This is a genomic window from Dyella telluris (assembly GCF_014297575.1).
Taxonomy (GTDB): domain Bacteria; phylum Pseudomonadota; class Gammaproteobacteria; order Xanthomonadales; family Rhodanobacteraceae; genus Dyella; species Dyella telluris.
The window spans coordinates 4234255-4248737 of sequence record NZ_CP060412.1; the positions used below are offsets into that span (position 1 = coordinate 4234255).

The window sequence follows — 14483 nt, forward strand, 5'->3', positions numbered from 1 at the left end:
GTACAGGTGGCAAGCAGACAATCAACGAGAATACGAGGCTCCTGCACGGCATTTCCTCCGCGGTGTTGCATGAGCCCCCTGATTTGCACGACCCCGCCCGAAACGCGTTCAGGTGGTTGATGGAGTCGCTTGGTGCTTTCGTCCTGAAGCGGCCAGCATGGTGCTTGTCAAAGCGTCATCGGGCCGATGGTGAGAGAGCGGGCGGTCTTTGCTCTCATGTCGAACCTACCATCATTTGATGAAGCCTTTGTTGCTTCCCGAACGCGCTGTTCAGCGCAGCGTTGTTCAGGTGGCTATCCGGTACATCGCGAAGACGCATGCGCGTCTTCGCAGTGGTGATGGCGCTGGGCATCTCAGCGGAATTTGAGTATTCGCCGTGATGCCTGCGACGTTCATGAATCGAATGCGTCAGTGCGTGGCGCTGTAGTTGGCTGCCGCCGCGCTGGTGACGATGGTCGCCGAGGGAAGCAGCTGACTGATCACGCGGTTCCAACGCGTAATGCCCGCGGCACCGACGAAGACCACGTCGCCGGGCTTGACCATGAACTCGTCGCCAAGTGCAAAAGCGGTGGGCGAGCGCGCATCAAGCTGGAACACCTTGGGTGGCGTGTTCTCGAGGTTCTTCGCGCCACGTATGACGTAAACCTCCTTGCCGCTGGAGGTGTTGGGGTTGAGCCCGCCTGCGCGACCGATGGCCTGCGTCAACGAGAGATAGGCCACCGTGCGGAAAGGCACCGGTGCGGGTCGCATCACTTCGCCCATCACGTACACCTCCTTGGTGTCGTTGTAGGGAAGGAAGATGCGGTCGCCGGCCTTCAGGTAGATGTCATTGGGAATATTCGGCAGGTTGGCGAAGGTGGAGAGGTCGATATGGTAGTCATGTCCGTCGCGACTGAGCACCAGGTCGGATACGTTGGCCTGGTCGGCATTGACCGTGGCGATGCCGATGGCCTGCCCCAGAGTCAGCGGAACGGCTGTGACGCTTTGCGGATCCGTCTTCATGAAGGCGCCCTGCAACACGACCTTCTGGCTGTTGAAGCCAACCACGTTGATGTCGACCTGTGGCTTTTCGATGTATTTGGCCAGCTTGGCCGTAATGTTCTGCCGAAGCTCCTCAATCGTGAGGCCGGCGACTTTGGTTGATCCGAGGTAGGGGTAGAACAGGGTTCCGTCGGAGCGGACCAGTCGGCCATTGGCCTGTGTCTGTTGCTGTACGCCGGCCGGGGACGTCAGCTCCGGGTGATCCCATACCGTGATGTAGAGCTGGTCGCCGGGACCGATTCGATAAGGCTCGGGCTTGTAGTCGAGCAAGGCCTGGGGCACGGCCGCATTCAATGAGGCGCGGTTTGCGTCGAGAAGCTGGGGGGTGATGTCCACCAACTGGATCTCGCTGCTGTCTTTTGGTGTGCCTCGAACCACGCCATCGCTTGACATGCGTTGACCAGGAGCCATGACACATCCACTGACAAGCACGACATTCACCAGGATCGGCAAGGCGAATTTGATTTTCACGGTCTGTGGACTCCTTTTGGGAAGGTACGTCGCAGAGCGGATCATTCATTGCGTTAGCGAATGAATGACGCGTCGGATCACATGTCCGTTGCGCTCAGGCTGTTGCCTGTATTTCGCCGCGATGGCGCAGGAAAACGAGTTCATCACGTTGCGTGATCAAGCTCTTCAGGTGTCGACCCTTGGAGATGCCTTGGCGTGATCAACTTGAAAACTGGTTGTTGAGAAATGACACACCGCACGTGAACAGGCGTTCAACCAAGCCTTGATCAATATGAATGTGGTGATCGAAATATGGGCGTCTGGACGGCTGCTGTTCATGCCATGAGCGCGCGCTCATCACATCAATGAATGTCGTCGAAACCATGATGTTCTTCATGGTTCGAAGAAAAATTTCCTTCGTCGCATTCATGAACGAAAAATCGCTACTGATAACAAGTCGCTATCGCCAACGACATCCTTGTCTTGCTGTTGGCTGTCGAAGTGGTGCGTTGCGGCGAAGCCCGTCGTGGGCTTTCGGTTGTGCTGCCGTTGTGATTGTCGAAACCAGAATGCGCCCGAGGTTCACGTCGCGAGATCGTGTCGTTGTCGGCATCTTTCGGATGGACCTGTCAGCTGAACGAGGCATGCGTTCATCGTCGACATGCGCAGGAAGACAAGGTTGCCGGCATCGTGCTTACCGATCGGCGTCCAAGGGGTTGTTGAGGACAGGGCATCAGGTCCGCGTTGACGATCCGCACGATTGGGCGAGGAGACGGCATGAAAGTACTTGTCTGCGGTGGTGCGGGTTATATCGGTAGCCACACCTGCGTGAGGCTGCTTGAGCATGGCCACGACGTGGTCATCTTCGATAGCCTGGTCAACAGTTCCATGCACGTCGTGGAACACATCAATGAACTGAGTGGCGCGCGGGCCCGGTTCGTCCATGGCGATATACGCGACGAGGCGGCGCTGAAGGCCGTGCTGGCCAGCGGCGTGGATGCGGTTGTTCATTTCGCAGGGCTGAAGGTGGTTGGCGAGAGCCTGGAGCAGCCGCTGTACTACTTCGACAACAACATCGTGGGCACGATCAGCCTGCTGCGCGCGATGCAGTCTGTCGGCGTGAAGCGCCTGGTGTTCAGCTCTTCCGCCAATGTCTATGGCAACCCCGATGGCGTGCCGATTGCCGAAGATGCCGCCTTGCGGGTGACCAACCCCTATGGGCGGACGAAGCTGGTCATGGAGCAGCTGATCGGTGAGCTGTGCAAGGCCGACCCCGGGTTCAGCGCGATCCTGCTGCGCTACTTCAATCCTGCCGGCGCGCACCCCAGCGGACAGATCGGCGAAGACGCCCATGGCGCACCCAGCAATCTGGTGCCTTATGTGGCTCAGGTGGCTGCGGGTCTGCGCGACCACCTGCAGATATTCGGTAACGATTACCCCACGCGCGATGGCACGGGTGTGCGCGACTACATTCATGTGATGGATCTGGCCGACGCACACATGAAGGCGCTGGACGCGATGGATCGCGTCGGTTGCATCGCCATGAACCTTGGCACGGGGCGCGGTTACAGCGTGCTTGAAGTGGTGGCTGCGTTCGAGCGGGCGTCCGGTCACACCGTGCCCTATGAATTTGTGGAACGGCGTGCCGGTGACGTGGCGGAAGCCTGGGCCGATCCTTCGCTTGCGCAGCAGGTGCTGGGCTGGCGCGCGCAACATGGCCTTCGCCGCATGTGTGAGGATGCGTGGCGCTGGCAGGCGGCACACCCTCATGGTTATGAGCGGATGATCGCGGTGGCCTGAGCACGGTGGTGCTGGCGAAGAGATCGCGCGCGGGACTTGGCTTCCCTCCGAAGGTGGATCACTTCGCAACGCGGGAGAGTGCCGGCCAACGGAACGGTCGGGACGGTCCGGGTAGGGGCGGCTTCACGGGCGATTGCTCATCCGGCACGCATTGGGCGTACTCTTGGTGGCCTCGCCGTCAGGAGGGTCGAATCATGTTCCGACGTACCTGCAAGTTGCTGGCCTTGCTTCCCGCTCTGCTCCTGTTGAATTTCACTGTGCATGCTGCCGAGACGAAGACTCCTGCGGCCGAGATGTCGTTGCAGCAGGCAGTCCAGGGCGATTGGCGTTCGGAAGCCAACAAGGCACGCGATGTTTACCGGCACCCGGTGGAAACGCTGCAGTTCTTCGGCATACAGCCCGGCATGACGGTCATCGAGCTGTCGCCGGGCGGCGGTTGGTATACCGAGATTCTCGCACCCTATCTTGCGGCGCATGGCCAGCTTATCGAGGCGGCACCGCCGAAGGCCGAGAAGTTCACGGCCAAGCTGAAAGGCAACCCGGCCGTGTTCGGCCATATCGCCAAGGTCATTCCGTTTGCGCCGCCCGAGCAGGTGAGCCTTGGGCCCAGTCGTTCCGCCGACATGGTGCTGACATTCCGCAACACGCACGACTGGTTGATCAACAGCCCGGACACGCTGGCGGCCGTGTTCAAGTCGGCCTTTGAGGTGCTCAAGCCGGGCGGCATTCTTGGCATCGAGGAACACCGGGCCAGGCCTTTCTCGGACGGGCAGGCGACTGCCGCCGCGCTCCATCGCATCTCCGAGGATTACATGATCGCGCAGGCGATCAAGGCGGGCTTCCGCCTGGCCGATGTATCGCAGGTCAACGCCAACCCGAACGATCCGGAAGACATCAACATCCATCGTCTGCCGCCCGACCTGTCCGGGCCCGAGGACGAGCACGCGAAGATGAAGGCGATCGGTGAGTCCGATCGCATGACGCTGAAGTTCGTCAAACCCTAGGCGATCGACCGGGCACTGGGGACGCAGGCAGCGCGCGGTATCGTGCCGCGCGCTGCGTTTGTTTCACACGATGCATCGACCGTCGAGGACCCGGCGGCAAGCGGGGTGGTTTGTACCAGCTTTCGCCGGGCAGGGGATCGCTGGCCAGCGTGCGCCTGCCGCTGCCCTGAGCCTGTCGCAATGAACGCGCTGCGATGCCGGCCTGTGAGCGTTGATGTCCGTCGCTGGCACGCTCCTTGAATCTATTCCTCGCAGAGAACGACAACTTCTTCCCCACATGACGTTCCACACCCAGACGAACGCCGCAGCTGTCCGCGGCGATGGGAGGGGCTATGCATCACACAGTGGTTGCTGCGATGGAAATGAACTTCATTCTGGTCGACGAGCTTGACGAACGTATCGACGTCTTCTGTGAAGTCTTCGAGCGGGGCGAATCGGTGTATTGGCGCGCCTGGCTGTATGGCTTTGCCACGTTGCTGGAGACCTTCGAAGGGCACGCGCCCAGTGAAGCGGCCATTGCCGGCCTGATCCAGGCAGAAATCCTGGTACGCGGCATCCGAGCCCAAGTTGACCCTCAGGGGCAGTAACTGACCCGTCGCAGGGCGGCCACGTCATGGCGGCGCCGGCGCGTGGTTCGCGCCCGACGCAGTTGCCGCCCATGGTTGGACTCCCGCAAGGTCCCCGCGGCATGGCGCCCGGCCTGAAGGCCCGTTCACCCCCCGCATTCTGCGATCTTCATCGCCGGAACACTTGTTGTCCGCAACCCTGTCGGCCGGCCATGGCAGGCCGCCCGGCACGTTGACGTGCCTGCATGAGGCGCGCCGACGGCCAGCGTCGGTTCGTGACCAGGAAGAACGCACGTTGAAATACTGCCAGGGAGTATGCAAAATATACTCCTTCCCAGTATCTGGCGAGGCCTGCGATGCCACACACCGCCGAAGAGAAAAAACGCGTGCTTGCCCGCGTGCGTCGCGTCCGGGGCCAGCTCGATGCACTGGAGCTGGCGCTGGAAAAGGGCGCGGAATGCGGGCCCATCCTTCAGCAGATCGCCGCCGTGCGCGGTGCCATCAACGGCCTGATGGCCGGCGTGCTGGAAAGCCACCTGCGCGAGGAGTTCTCCCATCTGGCACAGGCCAACGGCACGCCGGACAAATCCATCGACGAGGTGGTGTCCCTCGTGCGCTCTTATCTCCGCTGACCACGTTCGCACCGCTGTTGCGGTTGCCGATCCACCTTCTTTGCTTCAGGAACAGACCATCATGAAATCACGCGCCGCCGTAGCTTTCGCCCCGGGCAAGCCCCTGGAAATCGTCGAGATCGACGTCGAGCCGCCTCGCAAGGGCGAAGTGCTGGTGAAGATCACGCACACCGGCGTGTGCCATACCGACGCGTTCACGCTGTCGGGTGACGATCCGGAAGGCGTGTTTCCCGCCGTGCTGGGCCATGAAGGCGCCGGCATCGTGGTGGAAGTGGGCGAGGGCGTGACCAGCGTGAAGCCGGGCGATCACGTCATTCCGCTGTACACCGCCGAATGCGGCGAATGCCTGTTCTGCAAGAGCGGCAAGACCAATCTTTGCGTGGCCGTGCGTGCCACCCAGGGCAAGGGCCTGATGCCCGATGGCACCACCCGTTTCAGCTACAACGGCCAGCCGATCTATCACTACATGGGCTGCTCCACCTTCAGCGAATACACCGTGGTGGCCGAGGTCTCGCTGGCGAAGGTGAACCCTGATGCCAACCCCGAACACGTATGCCTGCTGGGCTGCGGTGTAACCACGGGCCTTGGCGCGGTGAAGAACACGGCCAAAGTACAGGAAGGCGACAGCGTGGCCGTGTTCGGCCTCGGAGGCATCGGCCTGGCGGTGATCCAGGGCGCGAAGCTGGCCAAGGCGGGTCGCATCATTGCCATCGACACCAACCCCGGCAAGTTCGAACTGGCACGTAGCTTCGGTGCGACCGATTGCGTCAACCCCAAGGATTTTGACAAGCCGATCCAGCAGGTCATCGTGGAGATGACGGGTTGGGGCGTGGACCACAGCTTCGAGTGCATCGGCAACGTCAATGTGATGCGCGCTGCGCTGGAATGCGCGCATCGCGGCTGGGGCCAGTCGGTGATCATCGGCGTGGCCGGTGCGGGCCAGGAAATCTCCACGCGTCCGTTCCAGTTGGTGACCGGCCGCAAGTGGCTGGGCACGGCCTTCGGCGGCGTGAAAGGTCGCTCGCAGTTGCCGGGCATGGTGGAAGAAGCCATGGCAGGCAAGATCCAGCTGGAGCCCTTCGTGACGCACACCATGCCGCTTACCGGCATCAACGAAGCGTTCGACCTGATGCATGAGGGCAAGTCGATCCGCTCGGTCGTGCACTTCTGAGGCAATGTGCGGCGTGACGCCACCGCCTCAGGGTGGTGGTGTCACTCCACTATGATCGACCCGACAACCGTGAAGCGAGGGCGTGTCGTGCCGACTCAACTAGCCTCCCGTTCGCTGGCCGGACAGTGCTATTGCGGCGAGGTCCGTTACCAGGTGGACGACGCGTTTCTTTACGCGGCCAACTGCCATTGCTCCCAATGTCGACGGACCACCGGTTCGGCGTTCAAGCCCTTTGCCGGCATCGAGCGTGCGAAACTGAGGGTGACCCGGGGTGAATCGCAGCTGCTGATCGTCGGCGAAGCGGAGGGTCACGACGCGCATTGCCGCCGATGCGGTTCGTTGCTCTGGTCCGTGGTGCGCGAGGGTGCGTTTGTCCATGTAGCCATGGGGACGCTGGTGGATGCACCGTCCATTCGACCGGACAAACATATCTACGTCGGGTCGAAAGCACCGTGGTTCGACATCACCGACGATCTTCCGCAATACCTCGAGCTGCCCGACAGATGAAAGAAACCCCGCGCAAGGCGGGGTCTTCGAGGGGTCACACGGCCAGGCTGGGTAACGACTGCAGCCGGCTCTGGTAGGTGGCGTCCGTTTCACGATAGAGACCGGACCAGGGATCCAGCACAAACCCCTCCGTGGGCTCCGGCGACACGCGCCGGGCATGGGGGTGTTCCGCGCTGGCAATCGGCGCATCAAGGGTCATCGGATCCATATGCACTCCTGAAGGTTGTCGCGTGGGAAATTCAGACTAGCGATGCGCTCGTTGGTGAGCGGTTAAAGCGAACGCCTTTTTTCACGAACGCAATTCTTATGAAATTCCTAGGAATCCGGCGGTTTTTGACGCAAGGATGACGGCGCGATGTCGACATCACGCGTGCATGACGGAGCGCTGCGGCTGCCGATGTTTGCCCGGTCCGGGGGCAAGGCGTGCAAGAATGAGGATCCCCGCGCCGTGACGTCTCTTTCGATGGCCATGAACAAAGACGCTTTCCGCCAGTTCCAGGAAGAACTCGCCGCACTCGACAAGGAACAGGACAAGCGTCGCAAGGAAACCAGCGAAGCACCGCAGGATCGCGCCCGGCGCGAGTTCCTGGCGTTGCGCGAGCGCTATCAGCTGAGCGTTGCCGACGTGGTGGCCTTTTTCCCGGAGGAAGAGGGCATTGCCTACCTGCAGGGCCTGATTGCCGCGTCCGAGATGGCGCCACGCAAGCGTCGGGCCAGCCGCAAGGTGGCCGAGCAGGACTAACTGCACTTTGCCGCTGCCGACGGTAGCGATAGCATGCGGCACTTCCTGCGAGAGGTGTCCGGATGTTGCGTGTCGCGTTCGCTGCCGTACTGACCCTGTTGTGCGCTGATGTTGTCGCGCAAGATGTCACGCCCTCCGTTTTTGCGCCGGGAGTGATTTCCGGGCCGCTGCACGACAGTGCTCCCGCGTTCGCGCCGGACGGCCGCACCGTGTACTTCACGCGCAGCGATGGTACTGAATCCAGCATCCTGGTCAGTCATCTGGACAACGGGCACTGGTCCACGCCGACCATGGCGCCATTTTCGGGACAGTGGAGCGACATGGAGCCGGCCATGTCACCGGACGGTCGTTTCCTGGTGTTCGTCTCCAATCGCCCGAAGACGCCCGGCGGCCAGCCGCTGGATGGCTACTTCATGGGGCGCAGCTTCCCCGGGCATGGCGGCAATCTCTGGAAGGTCTCCTGGGAAAACGGCAAGTGGGGAACCCCGGTGCGCCTGCCGGATGCCGTCAATCGCAGCGACTCGACGTTTGCGCCGGCGGTGGCGGCCGATGGCACGCTGTATTTCATGCATCCGGCGGCGGACCCGAAGCACTTCGAGTTGTTCCGTGCCGCCGCGCATCGCGGTGGTTACGACGAGCCTCAGGCGCTGCCTTTCAGCGACGGGCATGTGACCGACGTGGATCCGGCGGTGGCGCCCGATGAGTCCTTCGTCGTGTTCGGCTCCAGTCGTTCGCCAGCGCGTCAGATCGATCTTTTCATCGTGTTTCGCGACAACGGCCAATGGGGTACGCCCATTCATCTGGGCAATGGCGTGAACAGCGCCGGCTCGGATGCCGAGGCGCGCCTGAGCCCCGATCACCAGACGCTGTATTTCGCCAGCGATCGCCTGGAGGACATCGCGCCCGGCACGGTCCGTGCGGACTGGGACAACGGCAAGTACAACATCTGGCAGATTCCCCTGGGGCCCTGGCTGGATGCACACGCGAGGTCGCAGCACTGACGGTCGTGGCCCGCTGACCATCGTGACGCACCCGTAACGTATCTTTTGCGATACAGGCGTCTGGGTCATCGGGACGTTGATCATGATTGAACAGATCCCCGGATTACCGGCAGGTGCGCTGGGATTCCGTGCCAGCGGGCAGGTCACTGCCACCGATTATTCACGCGTGCTGGTGCCCGATATCGAGGCGGCCTTCGCGTTGAATCGCAAGTTGCGCCTGCTCTATCACGTCGGCCCCGACTTCACCGGTTTTGACGCCGGCGCGATGTGGGAAGACGCACAACTGGGTTTCCGCCACTTCAGCGGCTGGGACCGCGTGGCGCTGGTTACCGATGTGCAGTGGCTGCGCGTCACGGCGAGCGCCATGGGTTTTGCGGTGCCGGCCGAGTTCAAGCTGTTTCACAACGCCCAGTTCGACGAGGCCATGGCGTGGATCGGCGAGCCGCGCCCCGTCGAGGACGATGGAAACAAATGAAACTTTATTGGTGCTTGTCAGCCGGCGAGCGCTGTGTTTAAGTCGGTGGCATGTCCAGCCTTCACGCCATCCTTGTCGCCATGACCGCCGCTTCCGCGTCGGCCGACGAGTGCATGCGCGCGCTGAACAACAATAACGCCAATAACAATACCCGCTTGTACGGGTGGGCCGGCGTGTAAGCAGAAGCAACATACACACGCAGAAAGGCCCGCTCCCGAGCGGGCCTTTTTGTTTTTCAGCCTCGTGAAAAAGCAAAGGGAATCCACCTCATGTGTTCGATCTTCGGCATGTTCGACCTGCAGCCCGGCGACGACCTGGCGGCGTTGCGCCAGCAGGCGCTTGAGCTATCCCAGCGCCAGCGCCACCGTGGGCCGGACTGGAGTGGCGTATTCGTGGATGCGGGCGTGATCCTGGTGCATGAGCGGCTTGCCATCGTCGATCCCGCCAGTGGCGCGCAGCCGCTGCGCTCACGCGATGACGCGCTGGCGCTGGCGGTGAATGGCGAGATCTACAACCATCGCGAACTGCGTGCGGCGAGCGACTACGATTTCACCACCGGCTCCGATTGCGAGGTGATCAACGCGCTGTATCGCGATGATCAGGCGCCCGCCGAATGGGTCTCCCGGCTCAATGGCATCTTTGCGTTCGCCTTGTGGGACAGCATCGAATCCCGTTACGTGATTGCACGCGACCCCCTTGGCGTGTGCCCGCTTTACTGGGGGCATGATGGTGAAGGTCGCCTCTGCGTGGCCTCGGAAATGAAATCGCTGGTGGGCCTGTGTACGGACGTGGCTCCGTTTCCGCCGGGGCATGTCTACGACAGCGCGGACGGTGAGCTGCGCCGTTACTACCAGAAGCCGTGGCGCGACTACGCCAGCACCCGCGGTCACGACGTGGCGCCGGCCGAGTTGCGCACCGCCTTCGAACAGGCCGTGCATCGCCAACTGATGACCGACGTGCCTTATGGCGTGCTGTTGTCCGGCGGCCTGGATTCTTCCCTGGTTGCCGCCTGCGCCGCCCGCTTCGCCCGTCACCGCGTGGAAGACGACGACCGCGCCGAGGCATGGTGGCCGCGCCTGCATTCGTTCGCGATCGGCCTGGAAGGTTCGCCCGACCTTGCTGCGGCACAGGTGGCAGCCGATGCGCTGGGCACGGTTCACCACGGCTTCGTCTACACCTTCTGGGAAGGACTGGATGCGCTGCCCGAAGTGATCCGCCATATCGAAACCTACGATGTCACTACCATCCGCGCATCCACGCCCATGTATCTTCTCGCGCGCCGCATCAAGGCCATGGGTGTGAAGATGGTGCTCTCCGGCGAAGGATCGGACGAGATCTTCGGTGGCTACCTGTACTTCCACAAAGCGCCCTCGGCCGAAGCATTCCACGAAGAAACCGTGCGCAAGCTCGATGCACTGCACAGCTATGACTGCCTGCGCGCGAACAAGTCGATGATGGCCTGGGGCGTGGAGGCACGCGTGCCCTTCCTGGATCTCGAATTCCTGGACGTTGCCATGGGCATGGACGCCCGCCACAAGATGGCGGGGCAGGGGCGCATCGAAAAGGCCGTGCTGCGCGAAGCCTTCCAGGGCGCATTGCCGGACGAAATCCTGTGGCGCCAGAAAGAACAGTTCAGCGACGGTGTGGGCTATGGCTGGATCGACGGCCTCAAGGCGCACGCCGAACAATCGGTGAGCGATCGTGAGTTCGCCGCGGCCGCTACGCGCTTTCCACACAACCCGCCGGCCACCAAGGAGGCCTATCTGTATCGCCGCATTTTCGAGCGCTTCTATCCGGGGCAGGCGTGTGCGGAGACGGTGCCGGGCGGGAAATCCATCGCGTGTTCATCGCCCGCTGCGCTGGCATGGGATCCGTCGTTCGCTGCCGCAGCTGATCCTTCCGGTCGCGCGGTGCGTGACGTGCACCAGCAGGCGTTGGCGTAAGGCGGGGTTTCGTCGCGCGGCATGGAGGACAGGCCGCGCGACGATTCATTCTTGCTCGTCGACGGCATGCGCACTCAGCGAAGGTTGTCGTGCAACAGCAGGCAGGTGTGCCTTTGTTCGAAATCCATGTAGAAGTCCATATCACCGAGTGCGCCACTGCCCAGGATGTAGCTCCACGCGAGGTCCGCGTCGGGAAACACGCCGAAGGTCATGTGGATGGGCTGGCCGGAGACGATCACATTCGCGGTGGCCTGCTTGACGCGGGCCAGGCGCGAGGCGCCGATGTCACTGATGCGCATGCTGTGGTGCGAGCTGGCTTCTACTTCGTCCATCGCGGCCTGGTTGCCGTTGAGGTAGAACGAGCTGCCGGTGTCGAGCAGGCTGGCACGCAGGTTGCCGTTGACAGAGAGTGCCACCACGGTGCGCACGGTCTGGCCCCAGAGGTCGGAAGAGACCAGCATCGGTTCGTTGCACGTGGGGCGCGTGCCTGTCTTGCCATACACGTTGAGCTCGCGCCGGGTGACGCGGAAGGCGCCCAGCAGGCGCAGCACGTCCAGGCCGATCAGGCGACGGTCGTTGGGCACGATCTCTACCGGTGCGTTCTCCAGTGTGACCGGGCCGAGGTGACCCTGCTCGAGGATGCCGTGGGTCACGGGCACGTCCTTGGACAGCAGGCCCCGGGTCTTGCCGTCCGTGCCCAGGGCGCGCACGCCCAGCTTTACCGCGGTATCCATGTCCATCACGATGGCGCCCGCCCCGGTGTCCAGCGTCATGCGCACGGACGAGCCATTGGCGGCTTCCAGCATCACCGCGCCGCGGTTGTCGCGCAGGCTCTGAAGCAGCGGGATGGTGAAGTCGCCATCCGGCCGGCTCAGGCGGAAGGGCGGGGTGTCGCGCTGCGAGGCGACGTAGGTGCTCATGCGATCCAGTTCGCGCTGCGGCACGTGGCCGGCGAAGCGCCGGACGATGTCCTGTTCTTCGGCATCCGCTGCCGCGTCGCCCTGGGCGAGCCGGAGATTACCGCTGAGGAACCGGGCGCAATACAGCGCCACCGCGGGTTGCGTGGCGATCAGTTCCTTCTCGCACAGGCGCGCGTCTTCGGTGGCTTTGTCCAGGTTGAAATGGATGCGCTCCAGCGCCATGGCCGCCAGCACGTGCACGGCCGGATCGGGGTTCTGCTGATAGAGCGCGGCCATGGTCGGCACGTCGGCCAGGGCCAGGGCTCGATTCACGACCGGTATGGCCCGGGGCGCGGTGAGGGAGGCGAGGGCGGCGGCAGGGGCGGGTGGTGCCTGGGTGGGCGCCGTGTCCGTGGCCGCGCATGCCGATCCCGGCAAGGCCGCGGCCATCATGGCCAGGGCCAGGGTCTTCCATGACGTCATCCAGTGCATCCCTGCTGGTTTGGAAGCGTCGAGTATAGGCAGGCCGGCGTGTCGGTTTCATGCCCGGGAAGAGGCGCCTCCCCGGTGTTGCGGGGGTGTCCGGGCCGGGCCCCGATCTGCCTGCGCTCTGCTAACATAGACGGCCGTTTTCCCATGATTTCCCATCCATGATCGAAACCAATCCGATCCTTGCGCAGATTGCGGACCTGAAGGGCCGCGTCGAGTCGCTTAGGGGGTATCTTTGACTACGCCACCAAGCGTGAGCGTCTCGAAGAAGTAAGCCGCGAACTGGAAAGCCCCACCGTGTGGGACGATCCGCCGCGCGCACAGGAGCTGGGCCGCGAACGCGCCCGCCTCGATACCATCGTCAACGGCATCGACAGCCTGATGGCCGGCCTCACCGATGCTGGCGAACTGCTCGAGATGGCGGCCGCCGACAACGACGAGGACACCGCCAACTCGGTGGTCGCCGACCTGGCTGGCCTCGAAGCCAAGGTGGGCAAGCTGGAATTCCAGCGCATGTTCTCCGGCAAGATGGACGCCAACAACGCCTTCGTGGACATCCAGGCCGGTGCCGGTGGCACCGAGGCGCAGGACTGGGCGGAAATCCTGCTGCGCATGTACCTGCGCTGGGCCGAGTCGCGCGGCTGGAAGACCGAACTACTGGAAGTCTCCGGCGGCGAAGTGGCCGGCATCAAGTCCGCTACGTTCCGCGTGGAAGGCGACTACGCCTATGGCTGGCTCAAGACCGAGATCGGCGTGCACCGCCTGGTCCGCAAGAGCCCGTTCGATTCGGACAACCGCCGCCACACCAGCTTTACCTCGGTGTTCGTGTCGCCGGAAGTGGATGACGATATCGACATCGACATCAACCCGGCTGACCTCAGGACCGACGTGTATCGCTCGTCCGGCGCCGGCGGCCAGCACGTGAACAAGACGGAATCGGCCGTGCGTATCACGCATATCCCGACCAATACCGTCGTGGCCTGCCAGACCGAACGCAGCCAGCACGCCAACCGCGACCGCGCCATGAAGATGCTGGCCGCCAAGCTGTACGAGCTGGAACTGCAGAAGCGCAATGCCGAGAAGGACGCGCTGGAAGCCTCCAAGTCCGACATCGGCTGGGGCAGCCAGATCCGCAACTACGTGCTGGACCAGAGCCGCATCAAGGACCTGCGCACCGGCATCGAGCGTTCGGATACGCAGAAGGTGCTTGATGGCGATCTCGATGAATTCATCGAGGCCAGCCTGAAGTCGGGCCTGGACGCCGGCGCCAAGCGCGTCGACGCCTGACCATCCGCCATTGAATCTGCCGACGGAGGCGGAGCCCGCATGAACAGCAGGAAGATTTTCCGGAATCTGATCGTGTGGGCCGCCCTGGCAGCTTGCAGTGGCGTGGCAGCTGCGCAGGACAGCGGTTCTGCCAGCCAGGGCATCAAGGACGATGCACGCACGGCGGGCAAGCATGTCGGCGATGCCGGCCGCGATGTCGGGCACGCCACCAAGGATGCCGCGGTGTCCGTAGGGCACGGCGCGCGGGAGATGGGCGTCGCCGTTGGCCACGGCACGAGAGACGCGGCGGTGACCGTCGGTCATGGCGCGAAAGAAGCCGGCCAGGGTATCGGTCACGGCGCGCGCGAAGGCTGGGACGCAACCAAACATGCGGTCAAGCACGTGTTCGGCAAAGACGACTGACCTCCGGCGTCACGAAAAATCACAGTCCCCTGTCCGATGATCGGACGACCCAACCCAGAAGCGCTCGCCACAGA

At 63.0% G+C, this 14483-nt stretch carries 17 protein-coding genes; 13 read left to right on the top strand and 4 right to left on the bottom strand.

From position 1 onward, the window contains the following. Positions 1-408: 408 nt before the first annotated feature. Both H8F01_RS18680 and H8F01_RS18685 read right to left on the bottom strand, forming a co-directional pair. Positions 409-1512, bottom strand: coding sequence for a polysaccharide biosynthesis/export family protein (locus tag H8F01_RS18680; protein ID WP_484489039.1), 1104 nt, complete (start codon positions 1510-1512; stop codon positions 409-411). 199 nt (positions 1513-1711) lie between these two features. Further along, a complete protein-coding gene (locus tag H8F01_RS18685; protein ID WP_187056531.1) occupies positions 1712-1921 on the bottom strand; it encodes a hypothetical protein in 210 nt (69 codons plus the stop codon). A 347-nt stretch (positions 1922-2268) separates the two neighbouring features. Here H8F01_RS18685 and galE point away from each other — a divergent pair, with 347 nt between their 5' ends. From galE to H8F01_RS18715, 6 genes are all read left to right on the top strand, one after another. Continuing rightward, on the top strand, positions 2269-3291 hold the full coding sequence (galE, locus tag H8F01_RS18690; protein WP_187056532.1) for a UDP-glucose 4-epimerase GalE: 1023 nt from the start codon (positions 2269-2271) through the stop codon (positions 3289-3291). Between the two features lie 194 nt (positions 3292-3485). Next, complete coding sequence (locus H8F01_RS18695) at positions 3486-4295, top strand: class I SAM-dependent methyltransferase (RefSeq protein WP_187056533.1); 810 nt, start codon at positions 3486-3488, stop codon at positions 4293-4295. Positions 4296-4627: 332 nt separating this feature from the next. After that, on the top strand, positions 4628-4882 hold the full coding sequence (locus H8F01_RS18700) for a hypothetical protein (RefSeq protein ID WP_187056534.1): 255 nt from the start codon (positions 4628-4630) through the stop codon (positions 4880-4882). A gap of 335 nt (positions 4883-5217) precedes the next feature. After that, positions 5218-5493, top strand: a complete 276-nt coding sequence (frmR, locus tag H8F01_RS18705; protein ID WP_020415530.1) for a formaldehyde-responsive transcriptional repressor FrmR — start codon at positions 5218-5220, stop codon at positions 5491-5493. Positions 5494-5554: 61 nt separating this feature from the next. Further along, a complete protein-coding gene (locus H8F01_RS18710; protein WP_187056535.1) occupies positions 5555-6664 on the top strand; it encodes an S-(hydroxymethyl)glutathione dehydrogenase/class III alcohol dehydrogenase in 1110 nt (369 codons plus the stop codon). 87 nt (positions 6665-6751) lie between these two features. Then, the gene (locus H8F01_RS18715) at positions 6752-7171 is read left to right on the top strand and encodes a GFA family protein (protein ID WP_238481050.1); all 420 of its coding nucleotides are present in this window, start codon (positions 6752-6754) and stop codon (positions 7169-7171) included. A gap of 34 nt (positions 7172-7205) precedes the next feature. On the opposite strand, the gene H8F01_RS18720 is transcribed toward H8F01_RS18715, so the two are convergent. Continuing rightward, positions 7206-7379, bottom strand: a complete 174-nt coding sequence (locus H8F01_RS18720; protein ID WP_187056537.1) for a hypothetical protein — start codon at positions 7377-7379, stop codon at positions 7206-7208. Positions 7380-7619: 240 nt separating this feature from the next. On the opposite strand from H8F01_RS18720, the gene H8F01_RS18725 reads away from it, so the two are divergent. From H8F01_RS18725 to asnB, 5 genes are all read left to right on the top strand, one after another. Then, positions 7620-7913: a 2-hydroxyacyl-CoA dehydratase gene (locus tag H8F01_RS18725; RefSeq protein ID WP_338017289.1), complete on the top strand. Its 294-nt coding sequence runs from the start codon at positions 7620-7622 to the stop codon at positions 7911-7913. 62 nt (positions 7914-7975) lie between these two features. Then, on the top strand, positions 7976-8914 hold the full coding sequence (locus tag H8F01_RS18730; RefSeq protein ID WP_187056538.1) for a TolB-like translocation protein: 939 nt from the start codon (positions 7976-7978) through the stop codon (positions 8912-8914). A gap of 82 nt (positions 8915-8996) precedes the next feature. Beyond that, the gene (locus H8F01_RS18735; protein ID WP_187056539.1) at positions 8997-9389 is read left to right on the top strand and encodes a SpoIIAA family protein; all 393 of its coding nucleotides are present in this window, start codon (positions 8997-8999) and stop codon (positions 9387-9389) included. A 50-nt stretch (positions 9390-9439) separates the two neighbouring features. Beyond that, positions 9440-9568 (top strand): hypothetical protein, encoded by a 129-nt coding sequence (locus tag H8F01_RS21985; RefSeq protein ID WP_274380566.1) that lies wholly within the window; start codon positions 9440-9442, stop codon positions 9566-9568. Between the two features lie 90 nt (positions 9569-9658). Beyond that, positions 9659-11332: an asparagine synthase B gene (gene asnB / locus H8F01_RS18740; protein ID WP_187056540.1), complete on the top strand. Its 1674-nt coding sequence runs from the start codon at positions 9659-9661 to the stop codon at positions 11330-11332. Positions 11333-11406: 74 nt separating this feature from the next. Here asnB and H8F01_RS18745 read toward each other — a convergent pair whose 3' ends face one another. After that, positions 11407-12714, bottom strand: coding sequence for a retropepsin-like aspartic protease (locus H8F01_RS18745; RefSeq protein WP_238481051.1), 1308 nt, complete (start codon positions 12712-12714; stop codon positions 11407-11409). A 167-nt stretch (positions 12715-12881) separates the two neighbouring features. On the opposite strand from H8F01_RS18745, the gene prfB reads away from it, so the two are divergent. Together prfB and H8F01_RS18755 are read left to right on the top strand one after the other, a co-directional pair. Continuing rightward, positions 12882-14007 (top strand): peptide chain release factor 2 gene (prfB, locus tag H8F01_RS18750; protein WP_187056541.1). Its coding sequence is split into 2 segments (ribosomal slippage): positions 12882-12956 and positions 12958-14007, totalling 1125 coding nucleotides; the frame shifts between segments, so codons are not numbered across the junction. A 39-nt stretch (positions 14008-14046) separates the two neighbouring features. Further along, positions 14047-14409: a hypothetical protein gene (locus H8F01_RS18755; RefSeq protein ID WP_187056542.1), complete on the top strand. Its 363-nt coding sequence runs from the start codon at positions 14047-14049 to the stop codon at positions 14407-14409. Positions 14410-14483 lie beyond the last annotated feature (74 nt).

Excerpts from the sequence above, each read along its gene's own strand:
- H8F01_RS18720 (WP_187056537.1), bottom strand. The coding sequence starts at position 7,379 with ATGGATCCGATGACCCTTGATGCGCCGATTGCCAGCGCGGAACACCCC.
- H8F01_RS18685 (WP_187056531.1), bottom strand. The coding sequence starts at position 1,921 with ATGAATGCGACGAAGGAAATTTTTCTTCGAACCATGAAGAACATCATG.
- H8F01_RS18735 (WP_187056539.1), top strand. The coding sequence starts at position 8,997 with ATGATTGAACAGATCCCCGGATTACCGGCAGGTGCGCTGGGATTCCGT.
- galE (WP_187056532.1), top strand. The coding sequence starts at position 2,269 with ATGAAAGTACTTGTCTGCGGTGGTGCGGGTTATATCGGTAGCCACACC.
- H8F01_RS18755 (WP_187056542.1), top strand. The coding sequence starts at position 14,047 with ATGAACAGCAGGAAGATTTTCCGGAATCTGATCGTGTGGGCCGCCCTG.
- H8F01_RS18695 (WP_187056533.1), top strand. The coding sequence starts at position 3,486 with ATGTTCCGACGTACCTGCAAGTTGCTGGCCTTGCTTCCCGCTCTGCTC.
- frmR (WP_020415530.1), top strand. The coding sequence starts at position 5,218 with ATGCCACACACCGCCGAAGAGAAAAAACGCGTGCTTGCCCGCGTGCGT.
- H8F01_RS18745 (WP_238481051.1), bottom strand. The coding sequence starts at position 12,714 with ATGACGTCATGGAAGACCCTGGCCCTGGCCATGATGGCCGCGGCCTTG.
- H8F01_RS18700 (WP_187056534.1), top strand. The coding sequence starts at position 4,628 with ATGCATCACACAGTGGTTGCTGCGATGGAAATGAACTTCATTCTGGTC.
- H8F01_RS18710 (WP_187056535.1), top strand. The coding sequence starts at position 5,555 with ATGAAATCACGCGCCGCCGTAGCTTTCGCCCCGGGCAAGCCCCTGGAA.
- H8F01_RS21985 (WP_274380566.1), top strand. The coding sequence starts at position 9,440 with ATGTCCAGCCTTCACGCCATCCTTGTCGCCATGACCGCCGCTTCCGCG.
- H8F01_RS18730 (WP_187056538.1), top strand. The coding sequence starts at position 7,976 with ATGTTGCGTGTCGCGTTCGCTGCCGTACTGACCCTGTTGTGCGCTGAT.
- asnB (WP_187056540.1), top strand. The coding sequence starts at position 9,659 with ATGTGTTCGATCTTCGGCATGTTCGACCTGCAGCCCGGCGACGACCTG.